This is a genomic window from Pseudomonas sp. GD03875, from assembly GCF_029840585.1.
In the GTDB taxonomy this organism is placed as follows: domain Bacteria; phylum Pseudomonadota; class Gammaproteobacteria; order Pseudomonadales; family Pseudomonadaceae; genus Aquipseudomonas; species Aquipseudomonas paralcaligenes.
Genome location: NZ_JAOCCV010000031.1, coordinates 42,324 through 63,152, shown reverse-complemented (window position 1 = coordinate 63,152; position 20,829 = coordinate 42,324). Strand labels below are relative to the sequence as shown.

At 66.2% G+C, this 20,829-nt stretch carries 22 protein-coding genes and 1 other RNA gene; 17 read left to right on the top strand and 6 right to left on the bottom strand.

Annotated elements, in window-relative coordinates; translation table 11 throughout:
• Positions 1-23: 23 nt before the first annotated feature.
• Positions 24-926, bottom strand: coding sequence for a GlxA family transcriptional regulator (locus N5D30_RS21300; protein ID WP_279910606.1), 903 nt, complete (start codon positions 924-926; stop codon positions 24-26).
• A 234-nt stretch (positions 927-1,160) separates the two neighbouring features.
• Between N5D30_RS21300 and N5D30_RS21295 the strand changes: the two genes are divergently transcribed.
• Both N5D30_RS21295 and nfi read left to right on the top strand, forming a co-directional pair.
• Entirely contained in the window at positions 1,161-2,297 is a 1,137-nt protein-coding gene (locus tag N5D30_RS21295; RefSeq protein WP_279910601.1) for an acyl-CoA dehydrogenase family protein, read from the top strand.
• A 90-nt stretch (positions 2,298-2,387) separates the two neighbouring features.
• The gene (gene nfi / locus N5D30_RS21290) at positions 2,388-3,095 is read left to right on the top strand and encodes a deoxyribonuclease V (RefSeq protein ID WP_279910599.1); all 708 of its coding nucleotides are present in this window, start codon (positions 2,388-2,390) and stop codon (positions 3,093-3,095) included.
• A gap of 4 nt (positions 3,096-3,099) precedes the next feature.
• Here nfi and N5D30_RS21285 read toward each other — a convergent pair whose 3' ends face one another.
• On the bottom strand, positions 3,100-4,137 hold the full coding sequence (locus N5D30_RS21285; protein ID WP_279910598.1) for an NADP(H)-dependent aldo-keto reductase: 1,038 nt from the start codon (positions 4,135-4,137) through the stop codon (positions 3,100-3,102).
• Positions 4,138-4,410: 273 nt separating this feature from the next.
• On the opposite strand from N5D30_RS21285, the gene rplM reads away from it, so the two are divergent.
• From rplM to N5D30_RS21250, 7 genes are all read left to right on the top strand, one after another.
• Positions 4,411-4,839, top strand: a complete 429-nt coding sequence (gene rplM, locus N5D30_RS21280; protein WP_021701333.1) for a 50S ribosomal protein L13 — start codon at positions 4,411-4,413, stop codon at positions 4,837-4,839.
• Between the two features lie 14 nt (positions 4,840-4,853).
• Positions 4,854-5,246, top strand: a complete 393-nt coding sequence (rpsI, locus tag N5D30_RS21275; protein WP_076428183.1) for a 30S ribosomal protein S9 — start codon at positions 4,854-4,856, stop codon at positions 5,244-5,246.
• A gap of 252 nt (positions 5,247-5,498) precedes the next feature.
• Entirely contained in the window at positions 5,499-6,092 is a 594-nt protein-coding gene (gene petA / locus N5D30_RS21270) for a ubiquinol-cytochrome c reductase iron-sulfur subunit (protein WP_220813917.1), read from the top strand.
• Positions 6,092-7,303 (top strand): cytochrome bc complex cytochrome b subunit, encoded by a 1,212-nt coding sequence (locus N5D30_RS21265; RefSeq protein ID WP_220813972.1) that lies wholly within the window; start codon positions 6,092-6,094, stop codon positions 7,301-7,303. The genes petA and N5D30_RS21265 overlap by 1 nt, the downstream gene beginning before the upstream one ends.
• Positions 7,303-8,085, top strand: a complete 783-nt coding sequence (locus tag N5D30_RS21260) for a cytochrome c1 (RefSeq protein ID WP_220813918.1) — start codon at positions 7,303-7,305, stop codon at positions 8,083-8,085. Before N5D30_RS21265 ends, N5D30_RS21260 begins: the two co-directional genes overlap by 1 nt.
• 89 nt (positions 8,086-8,174) lie before the next feature.
• On the top strand, positions 8,175-8,792 hold the full coding sequence (locus N5D30_RS21255) for a glutathione S-transferase N-terminal domain-containing protein (RefSeq protein ID WP_220813919.1): 618 nt from the start codon (positions 8,175-8,177) through the stop codon (positions 8,790-8,792).
• A 16-nt stretch (positions 8,793-8,808) separates the two neighbouring features.
• Positions 8,809-9,228, top strand: coding sequence for a ClpXP protease specificity-enhancing factor (locus N5D30_RS21250; RefSeq protein ID WP_220813920.1), 420 nt, complete (start codon positions 8,809-8,811; stop codon positions 9,226-9,228).
• A 246-nt stretch (positions 9,229-9,474) separates the two neighbouring features.
• On the opposite strand, the gene N5D30_RS21245 is transcribed toward N5D30_RS21250, so the two are convergent.
• The 4 genes from N5D30_RS21245 to N5D30_RS21230 all read right to left on the bottom strand — a co-directional run bounded on the left by N5D30_RS21245 (position 9,475) and on the right by N5D30_RS21230 (position 12,886).
• The gene (locus tag N5D30_RS21245) at positions 9,475-10,008 is read right to left on the bottom strand and encodes a BON domain-containing protein (protein ID WP_279904711.1); all 534 of its coding nucleotides are present in this window, start codon (positions 10,006-10,008) and stop codon (positions 9,475-9,477) included.
• Entirely contained in the window at positions 10,005-10,598 is a 594-nt protein-coding gene (locus N5D30_RS21240; protein ID WP_220813922.1) for a phosphoheptose isomerase, read from the bottom strand. The genes N5D30_RS21245 and N5D30_RS21240 overlap by 4 nt, the downstream gene beginning before the upstream one ends.
• A 124-nt stretch (positions 10,599-10,722) precedes the next feature.
• Positions 10,723-11,088 (bottom strand): YraN family protein, encoded by a 366-nt coding sequence (locus N5D30_RS21235; protein WP_279910604.1) that lies wholly within the window; start codon positions 11,086-11,088, stop codon positions 10,723-10,725.
• Positions 11,075-12,886, bottom strand: coding sequence for a penicillin-binding protein activator (locus N5D30_RS21230; RefSeq protein ID WP_279910595.1), 1,812 nt, complete (start codon positions 12,884-12,886; stop codon positions 11,075-11,077). The genes N5D30_RS21235 and N5D30_RS21230 overlap by 14 nt, the downstream gene beginning before the upstream one ends.
• Positions 12,887-12,978: 92 nt before the next feature.
• Between N5D30_RS21230 and rsmI the strand changes: the two genes are divergently transcribed.
• The 8 genes from rsmI (at position 12,979) to murF (ending at position 20,827) form a co-directional block, all read left to right on the top strand.
• Positions 12,979-13,875 (top strand): 16S rRNA (cytidine(1402)-2'-O)-methyltransferase, encoded by an 897-nt coding sequence (rsmI, locus tag N5D30_RS21225; RefSeq protein WP_279910593.1) that lies wholly within the window; start codon positions 12,979-12,981, stop codon positions 13,873-13,875.
• A gap of 40 nt (positions 13,876-13,915) precedes the next feature.
• An RNA gene (gene rnpB, locus N5D30_RS21220) (RNase P RNA component class A) lies at positions 13,916-14,263 on the top strand.
• Between the two features lie 297 nt (positions 14,264-14,560).
• On the top strand, positions 14,561-15,016 hold the full coding sequence (gene mraZ / locus N5D30_RS21215) for a division/cell wall cluster transcriptional repressor MraZ (protein ID WP_220813925.1): 456 nt from the start codon (positions 14,561-14,563) through the stop codon (positions 15,014-15,016).
• Positions 15,017-15,018: 2 nt separating this feature from the next.
• Positions 15,019-15,960, top strand: coding sequence for a 16S rRNA (cytosine(1402)-N(4))-methyltransferase RsmH (rsmH, locus tag N5D30_RS21210; protein WP_279910592.1), 942 nt, complete (start codon positions 15,019-15,021; stop codon positions 15,958-15,960).
• Positions 15,957-16,250, top strand: coding sequence for a cell division protein FtsL (ftsL, locus tag N5D30_RS21205; protein ID WP_220813927.1), 294 nt, complete (start codon positions 15,957-15,959; stop codon positions 16,248-16,250). Before rsmH ends, ftsL begins: the two co-directional genes overlap by 4 nt.
• Entirely contained in the window at positions 16,247-17,998 is a 1,752-nt protein-coding gene (locus N5D30_RS21200; protein ID WP_220813928.1) for a penicillin-binding transpeptidase domain-containing protein, read from the top strand. The genes ftsL and N5D30_RS21200 overlap by 4 nt, the downstream gene beginning before the upstream one ends.
• Positions 17,998-19,461 (top strand): UDP-N-acetylmuramoyl-L-alanyl-D-glutamate--2,6-diaminopimelate ligase, encoded by a 1,464-nt coding sequence (murE, locus tag N5D30_RS21195; protein WP_279910591.1) that lies wholly within the window; start codon positions 17,998-18,000, stop codon positions 19,459-19,461. The genes N5D30_RS21200 and murE overlap by 1 nt, the downstream gene beginning before the upstream one ends.
• Entirely contained in the window at positions 19,454-20,827 is a 1,374-nt protein-coding gene (gene murF, locus N5D30_RS21190) for a UDP-N-acetylmuramoyl-tripeptide--D-alanyl-D-alanine ligase (protein ID WP_279910589.1), read from the top strand. Before murE ends, murF begins: the two co-directional genes overlap by 8 nt.
• Positions 20,828-20,829 lie beyond the last annotated feature (2 nt).

The window sequence follows — 20,829 nt, the reverse complement described above, 5'->3', positions numbered from 1 at the left end:
CTAGGGCCAAAGGCCTTCTGCGTTCAGGCGCTTTCCTTGTGCTGGAACTGGCGCCGGTACTGGTTCGGCGACAGCTCGGCGTGCTGGCGGAACAGGCGGGCGAAGAAGCTGGCGTCGTCGTAGCCCACTTCGTAGCTGATGGTCTTGATGCTCTTGCGGGTGGCGCTGAGCAGACCCTTGGCCGTCTCGATGCGCAGGCGCTGCAGGTAGTGCAGCGGCTTGTCGCCGGTCGCGCTCTGGAAGCGGCGCATGAAGTTGCGGATGCTCATGCCGTGCTGGCGCGCCACGTCCTCGATGCGGAATTTCTCCGCGAAGTGCTCTTCCAGCCACTGCTGCACCTGCAGGATGGCCACGTCCTGATGCAGCTTCTGCCCGCCGAAGCCGATCCGGCCCGGGCTGTAGCTGCGCTGGGTCTCGTAGAGGATGTCGCGGGCCACGCCCTGGGCGATACCGGCGCCGCAGTAGCGTTCGATCAGGTAGATGTAGAGGTCACAGGCCGAGGTGACGCCGCCGGCGCAGTACAGGTTGTCGGCGTCCGACAGGTGCTTGTCCTGGTTGAGCAGCACCTGGGGGAAGCGCTCGGCGAACTCGCGGAAGAAGCGCCAGTAGGTGGTCGCCTCCTTGCCGTCGAGCAGGCCGGCCTGGGCCATCCAGAACACCCCGGTGGCCTCGCCGCAGATGGAGCTGCCGGCCGCGTGCCGTTCGCGCAGCCAGGGCAGCACCTGCGGGTAGCGCTGGCAGAGGGCGTCGAAGTCGCCCCAGAAGGCCGGCAGGATGATCGCCTCGGCCTCGTCGAGGCTGCCGTCCACAGGAATCACCGCCTCGCTGAAGCTGGTCACCGCCTGGCCATCCGGGCTGACCACGCGGATCTGGAAGGCCGAATTGGAGCCCAGGCCCTGCTGCTTGCCGTGGCGCAGCCCGGCCATGTGGAAGAAGTCCCGGGCCTGCATCAGGGTAGCGGCGAAGACGCCCTCGGTGGCGAGGATGGCGATGCGTGTAGGCGACATGTTTGTTGTTCTTGTTGGTGATTAAACGGTCATCAGGTGGCTGGATCGTCTTATTTTTTGTCGCATGTGTCCAGTGCCCCCGGCGACGGGGCTGGCCTAGAGTGTGGGCTCCCCATGCGGGCCACCCATGATTACTCAGAAGCAGGTGTAACAATGATTCCAAGAACCCTGTTCAGCTCCGAGCACGAGCTGTTCCGCGAGTCCGTGCGCAAGTTCTTCGAGCAGGAGGCGGTGCCTTTCCATGCCCAGTGGGAGAAGGACGGCCACATCGATCGCGCCCTGTGGAACAAGGCCGGCGAGGCCGGCATGCTCTGTTCGCACATCCCCGAGGAGTACGGCGGCATGGGCGCCGACTTCCTCTACAGCGCCGTGGTGATCGAGGAGCAGTCGCGCCTGGGCCTGACCGGCGTCGGTTTCTCGCTGCATTCGGACATCGCCGCGCCCTATATCCTTCATTACGGCAGCGAAGAGCAGAAGCAGCACTACCTGCCGAAGATGGTCAGCGGCGAAGTGGTCACCGCCATCGCCATGACCGAGCCGGGCACCGGCTCCGACCTGCAGGGCGTGAAGACGACGGCGGTGCTGGATGGCGATCACTACGTGATCAACGGCTCCAAGACCTTCATCACCAATGGCTGGCTGGCCGACATGGTGATCGTGGTCGCCAAGACCGATCCCAAGGGCGGCGCCAAGGGCATCAGCCTGTTCCTGGTGGATGCGAATACGCCGGGCTTCTCCAAGGGCAAGCGCCTGGAAAAGGTCGGCATGAAGGCCCAGGACACTTCCGAGCTGTTCTTCCAGGACGTGCGTGTACCCAAGGGCAACCTGCTGGGCAAGGAGGGCATGGGCTTCATCTATCTGATGCAGGAGCTGCCCCAGGAGCGCCTGACCGTCGGCGTCGGCGCCATCGCCTCGGCCGAGGCGGCGATCAAGTGGACCCTGGACTACACCCGCGAGCGCAAGGCCTTCGGTCGGCCGGTGTCGGACTTCCAGAACACCCGTTTCAAGCTCGCCGAGATGACCACCGAGGTGCAGGTCGGCCGGGTCTTCGTCGACCGCTGCCTGGAGCTGCACCTGGACAAGAAGCTGGATGTGCCCACTGCGGCGATGCTCAAGTACTGGGGCACCGACCTGCAGTGCAAGGTGATCGACGAGTGCGTGCAGCTGCACGGCGGCTACGGCTACATGTGGGAATACCCGATCGCCCGCGCCTGGGCGGATTCGCGGGTGCAGCGCATCTACGCGGGCACCAACGAGATCATGAAGGAAATCATCTCCCGCTCGCTGTAACCTCGCGCTCCGGTTCGCCTGCGGCCTTCGCGGGCGAACCAGCCTCCTCGCGCATCGGTCTACCGTTCTGATTCACCCTGGGAGCGACCGATGCACACCTCACCATTCGCCGACTGGGACGGAACCGCGCAACAGGCGCGCGTGCTGCAGCGCACGCTGGCCGAGCGCGTGGTGCTGGAGGACGACTTCGCGCCGCTGCGCCTGATCGCCGGTGTCGATGTCGGCTTCGAAGAGCAGGGCGCCATTACCCTGGCCGCCGCCGTGCTGCTCGATGCCGATACGCTGCAGCTGATCGCTCACAGCGTGGCGCGCATACCCACCAGCATGCCCTACGTGCCCGGCCTGCTGTCCTTCCGCGAACTGCCGGCGCTGCTCCAGGCCCTGCGCGATCTGCCCAAGGTGCCCGACCTGATCTACTGCGACGGCCTGGGCATCGCCCATCCGCGCAGGCTGGGCATCGCCTCGCACCTGGGCGTGGTCACCGGGTTGCCGACCATCGGCGTGGCCAAGAAGATTCTCGTCGGCACCCATGAGGAGCTGCCTGCGGAGAAGGGCGCCCGGGTTCCGCTGTGGCATGCGGGCGAGCAGGTCGGCTGGATGCTGCGCAGCAAGGACAGGGTCAAGCCGCTGGTCGTCTCGCCGGGCCATCGGGTGAGCCTGGCCAGTGCCGTGGAGCTGGTGTTGCGTTGCTGCCAGGGCTACCGGCTGCCGGAGCCGACCCGCCTGGCGGATCGGCTGGCGTCCCGGCGTGGCGAGATGCCAGCGGCCGTGGGCGGCACGCCGGACCTGTTCGCCTGATCGTTCAGGGGGCGGGGTTGGGCTGCTCGCGGTGGAGCGCCTCGATGCCTTCCAGCACTTCCGTCGTCAACTCCAGCTCGGCGCTCGCCAGGTTGCTCTCCAGCTGCTCCAGGCTGGTGGCGCCGATGATGTTGCTGGTGACGAAGGGCTGGCGGGTGACGAAGGCCAGGGCCATCTGTGCCGGGTCCAGGTCGTGCTGGCGGGCCAGCTCGACGTAGCGGTCGCACGCCGCCTGCGACTGCGGGTTGGTGTAGCGCGAGAAGCGGCTGAACAGGGTGATGCGCGCGTCGGCCGGACGCGCGCCGTTGGCGTACTTGCCGGAGAGCATGCCGAAGGCCAGGGGCGAGTAGGCCAGCAGGCCGCATTGCTCGCGGATCGCCACTTCGGCCAGGCCCACCTCGAAGCTGCGGTTGAGCAGGTTGTAGGGATTCTGGATCGAGACCATGCGCGGCAGGCCCAGGCTGTCGGCCAGTTGCAGGAACTTCATGGCGCCCCAGGGCGTTTCGTTGGACAGGCCGATGTGGCGGATCTTGCCGGCCTTCACCTGCTCGCCGAGGACCTCCAGGGTCTCCTGCAGCGGGGTGAAGTCCTGCTCCTGGTGGCGGTAGCCGAGCTGGCCGAAGAAATTGGTGCTGCGCTCCGGCCAGTGCAGCTGGTAGAGGTCGATCCAGTCGGTCTGCAGGCGTTTCAGGCTCTCGTCCAGCGCGGCGGCGATGTGCCGGCGGTCGTGCTTCAGCTGGCCGCCACGGATGTAGTCGATGCCGTTGCCCGGCCCGGCCACCTTGCTCGCCAGTACCCAGTCGGCGCGGTTGCCGCGGGCCTTGAAGTAGTTGCCGACGATGCGTTCGGTGGCGCCGTAGGTGTCCTGGCGCGGCGGCACCGGGTACATCTCGGCGGTGTCGAGGAAGTTGACGCCGGCCTCGCGGGCCCGGTCGATCTGGGCGAAACCCTCCGCCTCGGTGTTCTGCTCGCCCCAGGTCATGCTGCCCAGGCAGAGGGCGCTGACCTTCAGCTCGCTGCGGCCCAGTTGACGGTATTTCATGGTGACTCCTCGTGCTGACTGAGCGGCCGATCATAAAGCAGGTTGCCTTTTTCGCTGCAATCGGCATAATTCCGCGGCTTTCTCGGCGGGGATGCCTAGCCTGCCGGAGAAGGAAGGTGGGGATGCCTAGCCCACCGAACCCCGCCGTGGCGGACGCGCTGACCCGAGCCCCCGATAGCGTCTGTTTCCGGCTGTCTTTGACATTGTCAAAGCAAGCATTATTCAGTAAGATCCGCCGTCTTATTTTCAGGGCGGCCCCTGAGGCTATAGCGAATGAAGACTTTTACTGCAAAACCGGAAACCGTTAAGCGCGACTGGTACGTCGTCGACGCTGCAGGTCAGACCCTGGGTCGTCTGGCCACCGAAATCGCCAGCCGTCTGCGCGGCAAGCACAAGCCGGAATACACCCCGCACGTCGACACCGGCGATTACATCGTCGTGATCAACGCCGAGCAGGTGCGTGTCACCGGTGCCAAGACCAGCGACAAGATGTACTACTCGCACTCCGGCTTCCCGGGTGGCATCAAGGAAATCAGCTTCGAGAAGCTGATCGCCAAGGCGCCCGAGCGTGTGATCGAGACCGCGGTCAAGGGCATGCTGCCGAAGAACCCGCTGGGTCGCGACATGTATCGCAAGCTGAAGGTGTACAAGGGTGCCAACCACCCGCACACCGCTCAGCAGCCCCAAGAACTGAAGATTTAACGGAATAGTTCATTATGTCGGCGACTCAAAACTACGGCACTGGCCGTCGCAAGACCGCAACCGCGCGCGTTTTCCTGCGCCCGGGTACTGGCAACATCTCCATCAACAACCGCAGCCTGGATAACTTCTTCGGCCGCGAGACCGCTCGCATGGTCGTGCGTCAGCCGCTGGAGCTGACCGAGACCACCGAGAAGTTCGACATCTACGTCACCGTTCTCGGTGGTGGTGTCAGCGGCCAGGCCGGTGCCATCCGTCACGGCATCACCCGCGCCCTGATCGAGTACGACGAGAGCCTGCGCAGCCCGCTGCGCAAAGCCGGCTACGTCACTCGCGACGCCCGTGAAGTCGAGCGTAAGAAAGTGGGTCTGCGCAAAGCGCGTAAGCGTCCGCAGTACTCCAAGCGTTAATTCGCTGCTACGTTCAAAAACGCCCAGTTCCTTTGCGGAACTGGGCGTTTTTTATTGCGCCGGATTTTCTGTGCGACAACCTGTCGCATTGGTGGAAAGCCCGATTTGCAAGGCCTGCGACCATTTTGTATCCGGTAATTACCTTGTCAGAAAAGGGGCTTTTCTTTACCATTCGGCAAATTTTTGTGCGGCCCGATTTATTACTTAGTAGAGGCCTGACAACAGGCCACAAAGCTGATGGGAGACGACTGAATGAGCAATGACGGCGTGAATGCAGGCCGGCGTCGCTTCCTGGTGGCGGCCACTTCGGTGGTCGGTGCTGCCGGAGCGGTGGGTGCTGCGACTCCGTTCGTGGGGTCATGGTTCCCCAGTGCGAAGGCCAAAGCGGCCGGTGCACCGGTGAAAGTGAATATCGCCAAGGTCGAATCCGGCCAGCAGATGATCGCCGAATGGCGTGGTCAGCCGGTATTCATCATGCGCCGCACCGAGGAAATCCTGGCCAACCTGGGCAAGATCGAAGGCAGCGTCGCCGATCCCGAGTCCGCTGCTTCCGTGCAGCCGGAGTACGTGGACAAGAAGACCCGCGCGATCAAGCCGGAAATCCTAGTGCTGGTCGGCCTGTGCACCCACCTGGGCTGCTCGCCGTCCTTCCGCCCGGAAGTGGCGCCCGCTGACCTCGGCCCGGAGTGGGTCGGCGGCTACTTCTGCCCCTGCCACGGTTCCCGCTACGACCTCGCCGGTCGTGTCTACAAGGCCCAGCCCGCGCCGCTGAACCTGCCGGTTCCGCCGCATTCCTACGAATCCGATGACGTCATCATCATCGGCGTGGACCAGGAGAAAGCATGATGGAAAAATTCATGGCCTGGATCGATGCGCGCTTCCCCGCGACCAAGATGTGGGAAGACCATCTGAGCAAGTACTACGCTCCGAAGAACTTCAACTTCTTCTACTTCTTTGGTTCCCTGGCACTGCTGGTGCTGGTCAACCAGATCCTCACCGGCATCTGGCTGACCATGAGCTTCACCCCGTCCGCCGAGGAAGCCTTCGCTTCCGTCGAGTACATCATGCGCGACGTGGAGTTCGGCTGGATCATCCGCTACCTGCACTCCACCGGTGCCTCCGCGTTCTTCGTGGTGGTCTACCTGCACATGTTCCGCGGCCTGCTCTACGGCTCCTACCAGAAGCCGCGCGAGCTGGTGTGGATCTTCGGCATGCTGATCTACCTGTGCCTGATGGCCGAAGCCTTCATGGGTTACCTGCTGCCGTGGGGCCAGATGTCCTACTGGGGCGCCCAGGTGATCATCTCGCTGTTCGGCGCCATCCCGGTGATCGGCGACGACCTGACCCAGTGGATCCGTGGTGACTACCTGATCTCCGGCATCACCCTGAACCGCTTCTTCGCCCTGCACGTGATCGCCCTGCCGATCGTCCTGCTCGGCCTGGTAGTGCTGCACATCCTGGCGCTGCACGAAGTCGGCTCGAACAACCCGGACGGCGTCGACATCAAGAAGAAGAAGGACGAGAACGGCGTACCGCTGGACGGCATCGCCTTCCACCCGTACTACACCGTGAAGGACATCGTCGGTGTCGTGGTTTTCCTGTTCGTGTTCTGCGCCGTGGTGTTCTTCTTCCCGGAGATGGGCGGCTACTTCCTCGAGAAGCCGAACTTCGAGCAGGCGAACCCGTTCAAGACCCCCGAGCACATTGCTCCGGTGTGGTACTTCACCCCGTTCTACGCCATCCTGCGCGCCGTTCCGGACAAGCTGCTGGGCGTGATCGCCATGGGCGCCGCCATCGCCGTGCTGTTCGTGCTGCCGTGGCTCGACCGTAGCCCGGTCAAGTCCATGCGCTACAAGGGCTGGCTGAGCAAGATCTGGCTGCTGGTGTTCTGCGTGTCCTTCGTGATCCTCGGCGTGCTGGGCGTACTGGCACCGACTCCGGGCCGTACCCTGCTGTCGCAGATCTGCACCGCGCTGTATTTCGCCTACTTCATCCTGATGCCGTTCTACACCCGGATGGAGAAGACTAAACCGGTTCCGGAAAGGGTGACTGGCTGATGAAAAAGCTATTTGCTGCATTTGTTTTCGCTGTTCTGCCGGCCTTCTCCTTTGCTGCCGGCGGCCACGGCGTCGAGCTGGACAAGGTCGACATCGACCTGACCGACAAGGCCGCCCTGCAGGACGGCGCGCGTACCTTCGCCAACTACTGCATGGGCTGCCACAGCGCCAAGTTCCAGCGTTACGAGCGCGTTGCCGATGACATCGGCATCCCGCACGAGCTGATGCTGGAGAACCTGGTGTTCACCGGCGCCAAGATCGGCGACCACATGAAGATCGGCATGAAGCCGGAAGACGCCAAGGCCTGGTTCGGCGCCGCACCGCCCGACCTGACCCTGGTCGCCCGCGTACGTGGCACCGACTGGCTGTACACCTACCTGCGCACCTTCTACGAGGACCCGACCCGTCCGCTGGGCGCCAACAACAAGGTGTTCCCGAACGTCGGCATGCCCAACGTGCTGGTCGGCCTGCAGGGCCGCCAGGTAGTCGGTTGCAAGCAGGTGCAGGTGGTCGAGAACGGCAAGAAGCAGTACGACCCGCTGACCGGCGCGCCGATCACCCATGAAGCCTGCGACCAGCTGACCATCGTGCCGAACACTGGCAAGCTGACCGAGGCCGAGTTCGACGAGAAGGTGCACAACCTGGTGACCTTCCTGGCCTACTCCGCCAACCCGGTCAAGCTGGAGAGCCAGCGCATCGGTACCTACGTGCTGCTGTACCTGGCCTTCTTCTTCGTGTTCGCCTATCTGCTGAAGCGCGAATACTGGAAGGACGTGCACTGATACACTGCGTCACCGCTGTCAACGCACGCGCCCCTCAAGGGCGCGTGCGTTTTTCTGCTTCTGCCATTTCGAAAAACGAGGAGGGCGCTATGGCCGCGACCAATAAGCTGGCCTGTTATTCCGACCCTGCCGACCACTATTCCCATCGTGTGCGTCTCGTGCTGGCCGAGAAGGGCGTCAATGCCGAGATCATCGACGTCCAGGCCGGGCGCTGCCCGCCCAGGCTGGCCGAGGCCAATCCCTACGGCGGCGTGCCGACCCTGGTCGACCGTGACTTGGCCCTGTACGAGTCGACCGTGGTGATGGAGTATCTCGACGAGCGCTACCCCCATCCGCCGCTGCTGCCGGTGTATCCGGTCGACCGCGCCAAGAGCCGCCTGCTGATGCACCGCATCCAGCGCGACTGGTGCAAGCTGGTCGACCTGATCCTTGATCCGCGCACCAAGGAGGCGGACAAGGCCGTGGCGCGCAAGGAGCTGCGCGAGAGCCTGACCGGCGTATCGCCGCTGTTCGCCGACAAGTCCTTTTTCCTCAGCGACGATATGAGCCTGGTGGATTGCTGCCTGTTGCCGATCCTCTGGCGCCTGCCGAAGCTGGGTATCGAGCTGCCACGCCCGGCCAAGCCGTTGCTGGACTATATGGATAGGGCGTTCGCCCGCGAGGCCTTCCAGGCCAGTCTGTCCACCGTCGAGCGCGACATGCGCTGAGCCGAAGGAGGCCAAGATGAATTCCAGCCGTCCCTACCTGGTACGCGCCCTGTACGAGTGGATCGTCGACAACGACTGCACGCCGCACCTGCTGGTCAATGCCGAGTTCGCCGGTGTGCGCGTGCCGCCCGGCTACGCCAACGACGGGCAGATCGTCCTCAACGTCTCGCCCGGTGCCGTGCGCAACCTGCACATGGACAACGAGGCCGTGAGCTTCGAAGGGCGCTTCGGCGGGGTCGCCCACGTCCTGTACATCCCGACCGGCGCCATGCTGGCGATCTACGCCCGGGAGAACGGCCAGGGCATGGTCTTCGAACTGGAGCCGCCGGTGGACGACGAAGAGGCCGATGCCGGTCCGGAAGACGATGGCCCCGATGGTGGTGGCGACGAGCCGCCGCGACCGAGCGGGCGGCCGAGCCTGAAGGTGGTCAAGTAGCTGCAGTCATAGGCTCGGGGCAGTCGGGCGAAGCAGGGTTTTACGCCCCTGTCGTCCCCGCGAAGGCGGGGGCCCAGAAACGCGATGTTCTGACCTGCTGATGGATTCCCGTCTGCGCGGGAATGACGGGGTTCCCCAGGGGGCTTCACCTGATCGTCCCGGCCATGAGTGACAAACCGCAAGTAACGGCAACAACAAAAACGGGCGCCCTTGGGCGCCCGTTTTTTTCTTGCGGCTCGCGACGCTTCAGTTGGTGTACTGGTAAAGGGTCACGATCTTCTGTACGCCGGACACGCTCGACACCAAGCTGGTGGCCGCGGCGCCCTCGGCGCGGCTGACCAGGCCCAGCAGGTAGACGATGCCGTTCTCCGTCACCACCTTGATCTTGGCGCTGGGCACATTGCTGTCGGCCAGCATCAGGGTCTTGATCTTGCTGGTGATCAGCGCGTCGTTGCTGCGCGCCAGGGCGCTGGTGGGTTTCATCACCTGGATTTCGTTGTGCAGCTTCTTCACGCCCTGCACGCCGTTGGCCACCTGGCCGGCCTGCTCCTTCAGGTCGGCGCGCGGAGTCTGCCCGGCCAGCAGGATCACGCCGTTGTAGGCGGTGACCACGATGTGCGAGGTGGGGCCGGTCAGGTCCGCGTGCGCGCGGGACACGGCGCTGGACACATTCGGCTCGAGGAACTGGTCATCGATCTTGTTGCCGATGCTGCGGTTGCTGCAGCCGCCCAGAACCAGGCTCAGGGCGAGGGTGGCGAGGATCAGTGGATTGCGGGTCATTCTTCACTCCCGAACAGTTGACGATCAATCAGGTCGCACAGGCAGTGGATGGCGAGCAGGTGCACTTCCTGGATGCGCGCGGTGACCTTGGATGGCACGCGGATCTCCACGTCTTCCGGCAGCAGCAGCGAGGCCATGCCGCCGCCGTCGCGGCCGGTCAGGGCGACCACCACCATCTCGCGGTCGTGGGCGGCCTGGATGGCCTGGATCACGTTGGCCGAGTTGCCGCTGGTGGAGATCGCCAGCAGCACGTCGCCGGGCTGGCCGAGGGCGCGGATCTGCTTGGAGAACACCTCGTTGTAGCTGTAGTCGTTGGCGATCGAGGTGATGGTCGAGCTGTCGGTGGTCAGGGCGACGGCCGGCAGGCTGGGGCGCTCGCGCTCGAAGCGGTTGAGCAGCTCGGAGGAGAAGTGCTGGGCGTCGCCGGCCGAGCCGCCGTTGCCGCAGGTGAGGATCTTGCCCTCGTTCAGCAGCGAATGGACCATCACCTGGCTGGCGTGCTCGATGAAGGGAACCAGCACTTCCATGGCTTGCTGCTTGGTATCGATGCTGGCCTGGAACATCTGGCGAATGCGGGACTGCATATCCATGGGACGAAACCTTAGGTGTGCTGGCTGAGACAGCCGGAAATGTCGAAAGTCGCCGAAGCGCGGTGAGCGGGGTTGTACATGACGGGGCGCTGGAGGTCGACTGGAAATACTTGATCGGGCCTATTCACGTTTCGAAAGCGTTGCGCAGCCAGCTCAATCCGGCGTCGCCGGGACCTATCGCGACCACGTCGAAGCGGCAGGGCTGCCTGCCCCAGCGGCTCTCGCGCTGCAAGAACAGCTCGGCGGCGAGAACCAGGCGCTGGCGCTTGCGCCCGTCGACGCTTTCCAGCGCGCCGCCCCAGGCGGCGTGCTTGCGATAGCGGACTTCGACGAATACTACTGTATCGCCGTCCAGCATGACCAGATCGAGCTCGCCGCCGCGGCAGGTCCAGTTCTGCGCCAGCAGGCGCAGGCCGTGCTGCTGCAGGTGGTCGCGCGCCAGGTGTTCGGCGGCGCGGCCACTGTCGCGGCTGCTCTTAATTGAAGGTATCCGGCAGGCGCTGGACCTGGCCGTTGCGGAACTCGGCCCAGGGCAGCTGGCGCTCGATGCGCTGGGACTGGTTGAGGGTCAGGTTGCCGGACAGGCCTTCGACCTGGCTGTCCGGCAGTGCCTGCAGCTGGCCCAGGCGCGGGGCCAGGCGGAAGGCGTCCACGCCCATGGCGTAGAGCCGGCCGAGGCTGCCCGCGGCCTGCGGCCACTGCTGGTCGACCTGCTGGCGCAGCGGGTCGTTGGCTTCCAGCAGCCAGGGGGTCTCGCAGAAGCGGATGCCTTCCAGGTCGCGATACTGCGCCGGGTTCTGGCCGCCGGTGTAGAGGTGCGAAGTCGCGTACACCGGCAGGTCGCCGGCGTACTGGAAGGCCAGGGTCGGCTTGATCTGCTGGGCCTGCTGCGGGGTGGCGGCGAGGAAGATGAAGTCGATGTCCTGGCGGCGCGCCGGCAGGGCGGCCAGCTGGGTGCCCAGGGTGCTCTGCAGGCGCTTGGCGCGGGCTTCGCTCTGGCGCAGTTGCAGCAGGTCGGCGATCTGCCGGGCCAGCTCCACCGGCTGGTCGACATGCTCGGCGGCGATCAGGTTGCCACCGGCCGCCTGCCAGCTCTGCTGGAAGGCGGCCAGCACGCGGTTGCCCCATTCGCCGCTCGGCACCAGCGCCACGGCGCTGCGCATGCCGTCGGCCCAGGCGCGACGGGCCACCTCGCGGGCCTCGTCCTCGGCGGCCAGGCCGAACTGGAACAGCTGGGCGGGCGCTTCGCGGCCGGCGTCGCTGTAGTTCAGGGCGAGGGTGGTCAGCGGCAGTTGCGGGCGCTCGCTGAGCTGTTTGACCAGCGGCTTCTCCAGCGGGCCGACCACCAGTTGCGCGCCATCGGCCTGGGCCTGGCGGTAGAAATCGTCCAGCGAGGACAGGCGCGAGCTGTCGTACAGCAGGATTTCCGGCGGATTCTCTCCCGCCTGCTGCGCCTGGTAGTGGGCGGCGAGGAAACCGTCGCGCAAGGCGCGGGCCACCGATGCCAGCTGGCCTTCGTGGGGCAGCAGCAGGGCGATCTTCTGCAGCGGCTGGCCGGCCAGTTCCTTCAGCTTGCTCAACGGCTGAGGCAGCTGCTCGGCGGCGGGATGCTGGGGATGCTGGCTCTTCCACTGTTCGATGGCGGCCAGCTGCTGGTCGGGCGTGCCGGCACTCTTGCTGGCCAGGGCCAGGCTCATCCAGCCATCCAGGTCGCTGTCGCCGGAGCCGACCAGCTGGCTCTTCGGCAGGCTGGAGACCAGGCTCCAGATGGCCTCGTGGTTGGCGGTGGCGGCGTTGCCGCTGAGCAGCGGGGCGATGAATACCCGCTCGCGGGCAGCGGCCAGGGCCTGGCCGTCGGCTTCCAGCGCGCGGGCGCGGACCAGCTGGGTGCGGATCTGCTGCTCTACCGGCAGCTCGCCCAGGCGCTCCAGGCTGGGGTGCTGCAGGGCCTTGAGGGCGCTCTTCGGCTTGTTGCGGGCCATGGCCAGTTCCGCCTCCAGGGTGGCGGCGAACACCTGCTGGGCGGGCTTCAGGCTATCCCGGGGGATTTCGCCGATGATGCGTGTGGCGCGGCCGAAGTCCTGTTGGCGGTACGCCTGCTCGGCGGCCGAAAGGCGCAGCACGGCAGCCTGCTCCGGCTTGCTCTGGCTGGCCTGCTGCAGCAGTTGGTCGATGCTGGCCTGGGGCGTGCGGGGCAGTTCGCCGAGGCTGTTCGAAGGCGTGCTGCCGCAAGCGACGAGCAGGCCGGCGAGGCAGAGTGCGGAGAGCGGGCGCAGGCAGGCGATCATCTGGGGCGTTCCTGATACGGGTCACGAAGGAAGCCGGGATTGTACCCAAGGCCCGCGGCAGGCGCGATGCCGCTGCCCTGAAACGGGCTACAATGCGCGTTTTCCGCAACCGAGGTGCGACCGTGAGCGCTTCCGCTGTTCCCTCCGCCGGCACGCTGTACGTGGTCGCCACGCCGATCGGCAACCTGGACGACATCAGTGCCCGGGCGCTGCGCACCCTGGGCGAGGTGGCATTGATCGCCGCCGAGGACACCCGTCACTCCGCGCGCCTGCTGCAGCACTTCGGTATCGCCACGCCGCTGGCAGCCTGCCACGAACACAACGAGCGCGAGCAGGGCGGGCGCTTCCTCACGCGCCTGCAGGCCGGCGAGGACGTGGCACTGATTTCCGATGCCGGTACGCCGCTGATCTCCGACCCCGGCTTTCATCTGGTGCGGGCTGCGCGTGCCGCCGGCATTCGCGTGGTGCCGGTGCCTGGAGCGTGCGCACTGATTGCTGCGTTGTCGGCGGCGGGGTTGCCGTCCGATCGTTTTGGTTTCGAAGGCTTCCTGCCAGCCAAGACGGTCGGGCGCCGTAGTCGTCTGGAGCAGGTCAGGGAAGATGGTCGCACCCTTATCTATTATGAGGCGCCGCATCGCCTGCTCGAATCCCTCGCCGATATGCGCGACATCTTCGGTGCGGGCCGGCTGGCGGTGCTGGGGCGCGAACTGACCAAGACCTTCGAGACGCTCAAGGGGTTGCCGCTGGGTGAGCTGCACGACTGGGTGGCCGCCGATAGCAACCAGCAGCGGGGCGAGTGCGTGATCCTGGTCGCCGGCTGGCAGGCGCCCGAGGGCGACGAGGCGGTGAGCGTCGAGGCGCTGCGCGTGCTCGACCTGCTGCTGGCCGAACTGCCGCTCAAGCGCGCGGCGGCGCTGGCGGCCGAGATCACCGGCGTGCGCAAGAATCTGCTGTACCAGGCCGCGCTGGACCGACAGAAATCGTCCTGAGCTTGTTCTTGATCGCGCGCCTCGCTACCCTTGCCGGCGGAGAGTCGATCGGACAGTCGCTGCCTTCGCAAGAAGGGGGAGGAAAGTCCGGGCTCCATAGGGCGGAGTGCCAGGTAACGCCTGGGAGGCGCGAGCCTACGGAAAGTGCCACAGAAAACAACCGCCTAAGCACGCAAGTGCCGGTAAGGGTGAAAAGGTGTGGTAAGAGCGCACCGCGCGGCTGGTAACAGTCCGTGGCTAGGCAAACCCCACTCGGAGCAAGACCAAATAGGGTTCCATCGGCGTGGCCCGCGCTGGAACCGGGTAGGTTGCTAGAGGCGTGCAGCGATGTACGTCGTAGAGGAATGACTGTCCTCGACAGAACCCGGCTTACAGATCGACTCTCCTCTTTTCCCTTCTATACGCTTCGCTTTCCAATACCGAAAAAATCTTACTCTTGAGAAATTACTTTAAGTTCGAGGCTTAGCCTTCTGAGCTTGAAGAAATTCGTCCCCGAAAAGCCTTCATTTTTCCCTCCTCGAAGCCCCTCTTGGTTCGCTAAATCTCCGTCCCATAAGGATTTTTCCCCATTTCCGCGCCTTGACGCTGGGCTATGCGCATTCCTATAGTGTGCCGAAGTGGCACAAAGTGGAAAAAAGTGGGTCAAAGGGGCACGGAAAGCTAATAACAGTGGGGAAACGCAGCCTTGTTTCGCGGAGCTAACGCCATCAGTCTCGACGCCAAAGGGCGACTCGCGATGCCGAGCCGGTATCGTGACGAGCTCGTTTCGCGTTGCGAAGGCCAGCTCATCGTGACCATCGATGCCGTGGACCCCTGCCTGTGCGTCTACCCCCTGCCGGAGTGGGAGCTGATCGAAGCCAAGCTCCGCGACCTGCCTTCCCTGCGTGAAGAGACCCGCCGCCTGCAGCGCCTGCTGATCGGTAATGCCGTGGATATCGAGCTGGATGGCAGTGGCCGCTTCCTCGTGCCGCCGCGCCTGCGCGCGCATGCGGGCCTGGACAAGCACGCGATGCTGGTCGGCCAGCTGAACAAATTCCAACTGTGGAACGAAGATGCCTGGAACGCGCTTGCCGATGCGGACCTAGCGGCCATCAAACAACCCGGCGCACTGCCGGACGACCTGCGCGACCTGATCCTGTGACCATGACCAGCAGCTACCGCCACATCACCGTGCTGCTCGACGAGGCCGTCGAGGCCCTCGCCGTGCGCGCGGGCGGCTGCTACCTGGACGGCACCTTCGGGAGGGGTGGGCACAGCCGGCTGATCCTCGAAAGGCTCGGGCCAGACGGTCGGCTGCTCGGGTTCGACAAGGACCCACAGGCGATCGCGACGGGGAACGCACTGGCGGCCGAAGACGGCCGCTTCGTCGTTGTGCAGCGCAGCTTCGCCGAGCTGGGCGAAGAGGCGGCCGCGCGTGGACTGGCCGGCAAGGTCGATGGCGTGCTGCTCGACCTTGGCGTGTCCTCGCCGCAGCTGGACGATGCCGAGCGCGGTTTCAGCTTCCTCAACGACGGCCCCCTGGACATGCGCATGAACCCGGACGCGGGCACCAGTGCCGCGCAGTTCATCGCCACCGCCAGCGCCGACGAGATCGCCCGGGTATTCAAGGACTATGGTGAAGAGCGCTTCGCCAAGCGCATGGCGCGTGCGGTGGTCGAGCGGCGCGAGCAGAAACCGTTCGAGCGTACCGCCGACCTGGCCGCCGTGCTGACCGAGGCCAATCCGGCTTGGGAGAAGGGCAAGAACCCGGCGACCCGTGCCTTCCAGGGCCTGCGCATCCACGTCAATAACGAGCTGGGCGATCTGGAGCGTGGTCTCGATGCCGCGCTGGAGACCCTGGCCGTCGGCGGCCGCCTGGTGGTGATCAGCTTCCACTCCCTGGAAGACCGCATCGTCAAGCAGTTCATGAAGCGCCAGGCCAAGGGCGAGGCGGACAAACTGCCGCGCGACCTGCCGATCATCCCCAAGGCCTTCGAGCCGCGCCTGAAACTGCTGGGCAAGCCGATCTATGCCGGCGACGCCGAGCTCAAGGCCAACCCGCGCTCGCGCAGCGCGGTGATGCGCGTGGCGGAGAAGCTGCGATGAGCCGCCAGTACGCCAAGCCCCTGCCACCCGGCAGCCTGCTGCTGGCGCTGCTGTTCGGCGGCGTGCTGCTGTCGGCCATCGCCGTGTCCTACAGCGCGCACTGGAATCGCCAGCTGCTCAATGCTCTCTATACCGAGCTCAGCGTGCGCGACAAGATCCAGGCCGAATGGGGGCGCCTGGTGCTGGAGCAGAGCACCTGGACCGCCCACAGCCGTATCGAGACCCTGGCCGCCGGCCAGTTGAAGATGCGTATTCCCGAGCCGACCGAAGTCCGGATGGTGGCGCCATGATCGGCCTCGAAGGCGCGCTCTATCCCTGGCGCTTCCGCCTGGTGCTGGCCCTGCTCGCCCTGATGGTCGGCGCCATCGCCTGGCGCATCGTCGACCTGCACGTGATCGACCATGATTTCCTCAAGGCCCACGGCGACGCGCGCAGCGTGCGGCACATCCCGATTCCGGCGCACCGCGGCCTGATCACCGACCGCAACGGCGAGCCGCTGGCCGTCAGTACCCCGGTGACCACCCTGTGGGCCAACGGCAAGGAGCTGTTCCGGGCCCAGGACCGCTGGGCCGATCTCGCCGCCGCTCTCGGCCAGGAGCCCAAGTCCTTCGCCCAGCGCCTGAGCCAGGCCCAGGAGCGCGAGTTCATGTACCTGGTGCGCGGCCTGACGCCCGAGCAGGGTCAGCGCATCCTCGATCTCAAGGTGCCGGGCGTGTATGGCCTGGAAGAATTCCGCCGCTTCTACCCGGCCGGCGAAGTGACCGCCCACGTGGTCGGCTTCACCGATGTCGACGACCGTGGCCGCGAGGGCGTGGAGCTGGCGTTCGAGGAATGGCTGGCGGGCGTGCCGGGCAAGCGCCAGGTGCTCAAGGACCGCCGTGGCCGCCTGATCAAGGACGTGCAGGTGGCGCAGAATGCCAAGGCCGGCAAGACCCTGGCCCTGTCCATCGACCTGCGCCTGCAGTACCTGGCCCACCGCGAGCTGCGCAACGCGCTGATCGAGCAGGGCGCCAAGGCCGGCAGCCTGGTGATGATCGACGTGAAGACCGGCGAGATCCTCGCCATGGTCAACCAGCCGTCCTACAACCCGAACAACCGCCGCAGCCTGCAGCCGGCCGCCATGCGCAACCGCGCCATGATCGACGTGTTCGAGCCGGGCTCGACGATCAAGCCGATCTCCATGGCCGCCGCCCTGCAGAGCGGGCGCTGGAAGCCCGAGGACAAGGTCGAGGTCGGCGGCGGTTCGCTGCAGATCGGCCGCTACACCATCAAGGACGTGTCCCGGACCCAGGGTCCGATCCTCGACCTGACCGGCATCCTGATCAACTCCAGCAACGTCGGCATGAGCAAGATCGCCTTCGACATCGGCGGCGAATCGATCCACGACATGATGGGCAAACTCGGCTTCGGCCAGGACACCGGCCTGGGCTTCCCTGGCGAGCGCGTAGGCGAGCTGCCCAACCACCGCGAGTGGCGCAAGGCCGAGACCGCGACCCTGTCCTATGGCTACGGCGTGTCGGTGACAGCCATCCAGCTGGCCCACGCCTACGCCACCCTGGCGAACAACGGTCAGGTGCTGCCGCTGTCCATGACCCGTGTCGACCGCAAGCCGGTCGGCGCCCAGGTGGTGCCGGAAGACGTGGCCAAGACCCTGCAGGGCATGTTGCAGCAGGTGGTCGAGGCGCCGCGTGGCGTATTCCGCGCCCAGGTGCCGGGCTACCACGTGTCCGGCAAGAGCGGCACGGCGCGCAAGGCCAGTGTCGGCACCAAGGGCTACACCGCCAACGCCTATCGCTCGATGTTCGCCGGCTTCGCGCCGAGCGCGAACCCGCGCATCGCCCTGATGGTGGTGATCGACGAACCGAGCAAGGGCGGCTACTACGGCGGCCTGGTGTCTGCGCCGGTGTTCAGCAAGGTGATGGCCGGTTCCCTGCGCCTGATGAACATCACCCCGGACAACCTGCCGCCGGTCGATCCGGCCGCAGCGCCGCAGCCGCAGACCGCCGACGCCGCGGCCAATCCGGGAGGGCGCATCTGATGCCCATGCCCCTCAATCAACTGCTGCCGCAGGCAAGCGGCGCCACGCTGATCCGCGAACTGACCCTGGACAGCCGCAAGGTGCGCCCGGGTGATCTGTTCCTCGCCGTGCCGGGCCTGGCCCAGGACGGCCGCGCGCATATCGCCGACGCCATCGCCCGTGGTGCCGCCGCCGTGGCCTACGAGGCCGAAGGCGCCGCCGCGATGAGCGCGCAGAGCGCCGAGCTGGTGCCGATCAAGGGGCTGGCCGGCCAGCTGTCCGCCATCGCCGGGCGCTTCTATGGCGAGCCCAGCCGTGGCTTGCGCCTGGTCGGCGTCACCGGCACCAATGGCAAGACCAGTGTCAGCCAGCTGGTAGCCCAGGCCCTGGACCTGCTGGGCGAGCGCTGCGGCATCGTCGGCACGCTGGGCACCGGTTTCTTCGACGCGCTGCAGAGCGGCCGCCACACCACGCCGGACCCGGTCGCCGTGCAGGCCACCCTGGCCGACCTGAAGCAGGCCGGCGCCCGCGCCGTGGCCATGGAGGTCTCTTCCCACGGCCTGGATCAGGGCCGCGTGGCGGGCCTGGACTTCGACGTGGCGGTGTACACCAACCTGTCCCGCGACCACCTGGACTATCACGGCTCGATGGAGGCCTACGGCGCGGCCAAGGCGCGGCTGTTCGCCTGGCCGGAGCTGAAGTGCCGGGTGATTAACCTAGACGACGACTTCGGTCGTCAGCTGGCTACCCAGTCCCAGGAATCCCGTCTGATCGGCTACAGTCTCAGCGATGCGTCTGCCTACCTGTTCTGCCGCGAAGCCCGTTTCGACGACCATGGCGTGCAGGCCCAACTGGTCTCGCCCCAGGGCGAAGGCCTGCTGCGCAGCCCGCTGCTCGGTCGCTTCAATCTGAGCAACCTGCTGGCCGTGGTCGGCGCGCTGCTCGGTCTCGGCTACCCGCTGGACGAAGTGCTGCAGGTGCTGCCGCGCCTGCACGGGCCGGTCGGGCGCATGCAGCGCTTCGGCGGCGAGCGCCTGCCGCTGGTGGTGGTCGATTACGCCCACACCCCGGATGCCCTGGAGAAGGTGCTGGAGGCCCTGCGCCCGCACGTCACCGGCCGCCTGCTGTGCCTGTTCGGCTGTGGCGGCGATCGCGACCGCGGCAAGCGCCCGCTGATGGCCCAAGTGGCCGAGCGCCTGGCCGATGCGGTGCTGGTCACCGACGACAATCCGCGCAGCGAAGACCCGGCGCAGATCCTAGCCGATATCCGTGCCGGTTTCGCCAGCCCGGAGGCTGCCGAGTTCGTCCACGGCCGTGGCGAGGCCATTGCCCGCCTGATCGCCTCCGCTCAGCTCGGCGACGTGGTGCTGCTGGCCGGCAAGGGCCACGAGGATTACCAGGAGATCGGCGGCGTGCGTCATCCGTTCTCCGACCTGGACGAGACCACGAAGGCCCTGCAGGCCTGGGAGGTCGCCCATGCTTAAGCCGTGGCTGCTGAGCGAGGTGGTCCAGGCGCTGGAGGGCCGCGTGGTGGGTGCCGACGTGGCGTTCTCGGCTGTCTCCACCGACAGCCGCAGGATCGAGGCCGGCCAGCTGTTCATCGCCCTGGTCGGGCCGAACTTCGACGGCCACGACTACCTGGGCGAAGTCGCCGCCAAGGGCGCCGTCGCCGCCCTGGTGCAGCGCGAAGTGCCGGGCGCGCCGCTGCCACAGCTGGTGGTGGCCGACACCCGCATCGCTCTCGGTCAGCTCGGCGCGTTGAATCGCGCTGCCTTCGCCAAGCCGCTGGTCGCCGTCACCGGCTCCAGCGGCAAGACCACGGTCAAGGAGATGCTCGCCAGCATCCTGCGTGCCGGCCTCGGCGGCCCGGTACTGGCCACCCGTGGCAACCTGAACAACGACCTTGGCGCGCCGCTGACCCTGCTGGAGCTGGCGCCCGAGCATGTCGGCGCTGTGATCGAGCTGGGTGCCAACCACATCGGCGAGATCGCCTACACCGTCGGTCTGACCCGCCCGGACGTGGCCATCATCAACAATGCCGGGCTGGCCCATGTAGGCGAGTTCGGCGGGCCGGAGAAGATCGTCGAGGCCAAGGGCGAAATCCTCGAAGGCCTGGGCGAGCAGGGCATCGCCGTACTCAACCGCGACGACAAGGCCTTCGCCACTTGGCAGGCCCGTGCCAACGGCAGGAAGGTGCTGAGCTTCGCCCTGCGCGACCAGGCTGCCGACCTGCATGCCAGCGAACTGTGGCGCGACGCCCGTGGCTGCGCCGGCTTCGCCCTGGCCGGCAGCGCCGGCGAGGCGCGCATCCAGCTCAACCTGCTGGGCGAACACAGCGTGGCCAACGCCCTGGCCGCCGCCGCCGCCGCGCATGCCCTCGGCGTGCCGCTGGTCGGGATCAGGGCCGGCCTGGAAAGCCTGCAACCGGTCACCGGCCGCGCCGTGGCTGAGCTGGCGCCGAACGGCGTGAGGGTGATCGACGACAGCTACAACGCCAACCCGCTGTCCATGTGCGCGGCAGTGGATATACTCGCCGCCTTCTCCGGCCGCACCGTCCTGGTGCTGGGAGACATGGGCGAACTGGGCGAATGGGCCGAGCAGGGCCATCGCGACGTCGGCGTCCATGCCGCCGGCAAGGTCGATGCGCTCTATGCCGTGGGGCCGCTGATGGCGCATGCCGTCGCGGCTTTCGGTGCCGATGGCCGCCATTTCGCCGATCAAGCCAGTCTGATCGAGGCGCTTCGCGCCGAATCGGGCGACACCACCATTCTGATCAAAGGCTCGCGCAGCGCGGCGATGGACAAGGTCGTCGACGCGTTGCTGGATCGGGCATCCGGGGAGGCTCACTAATC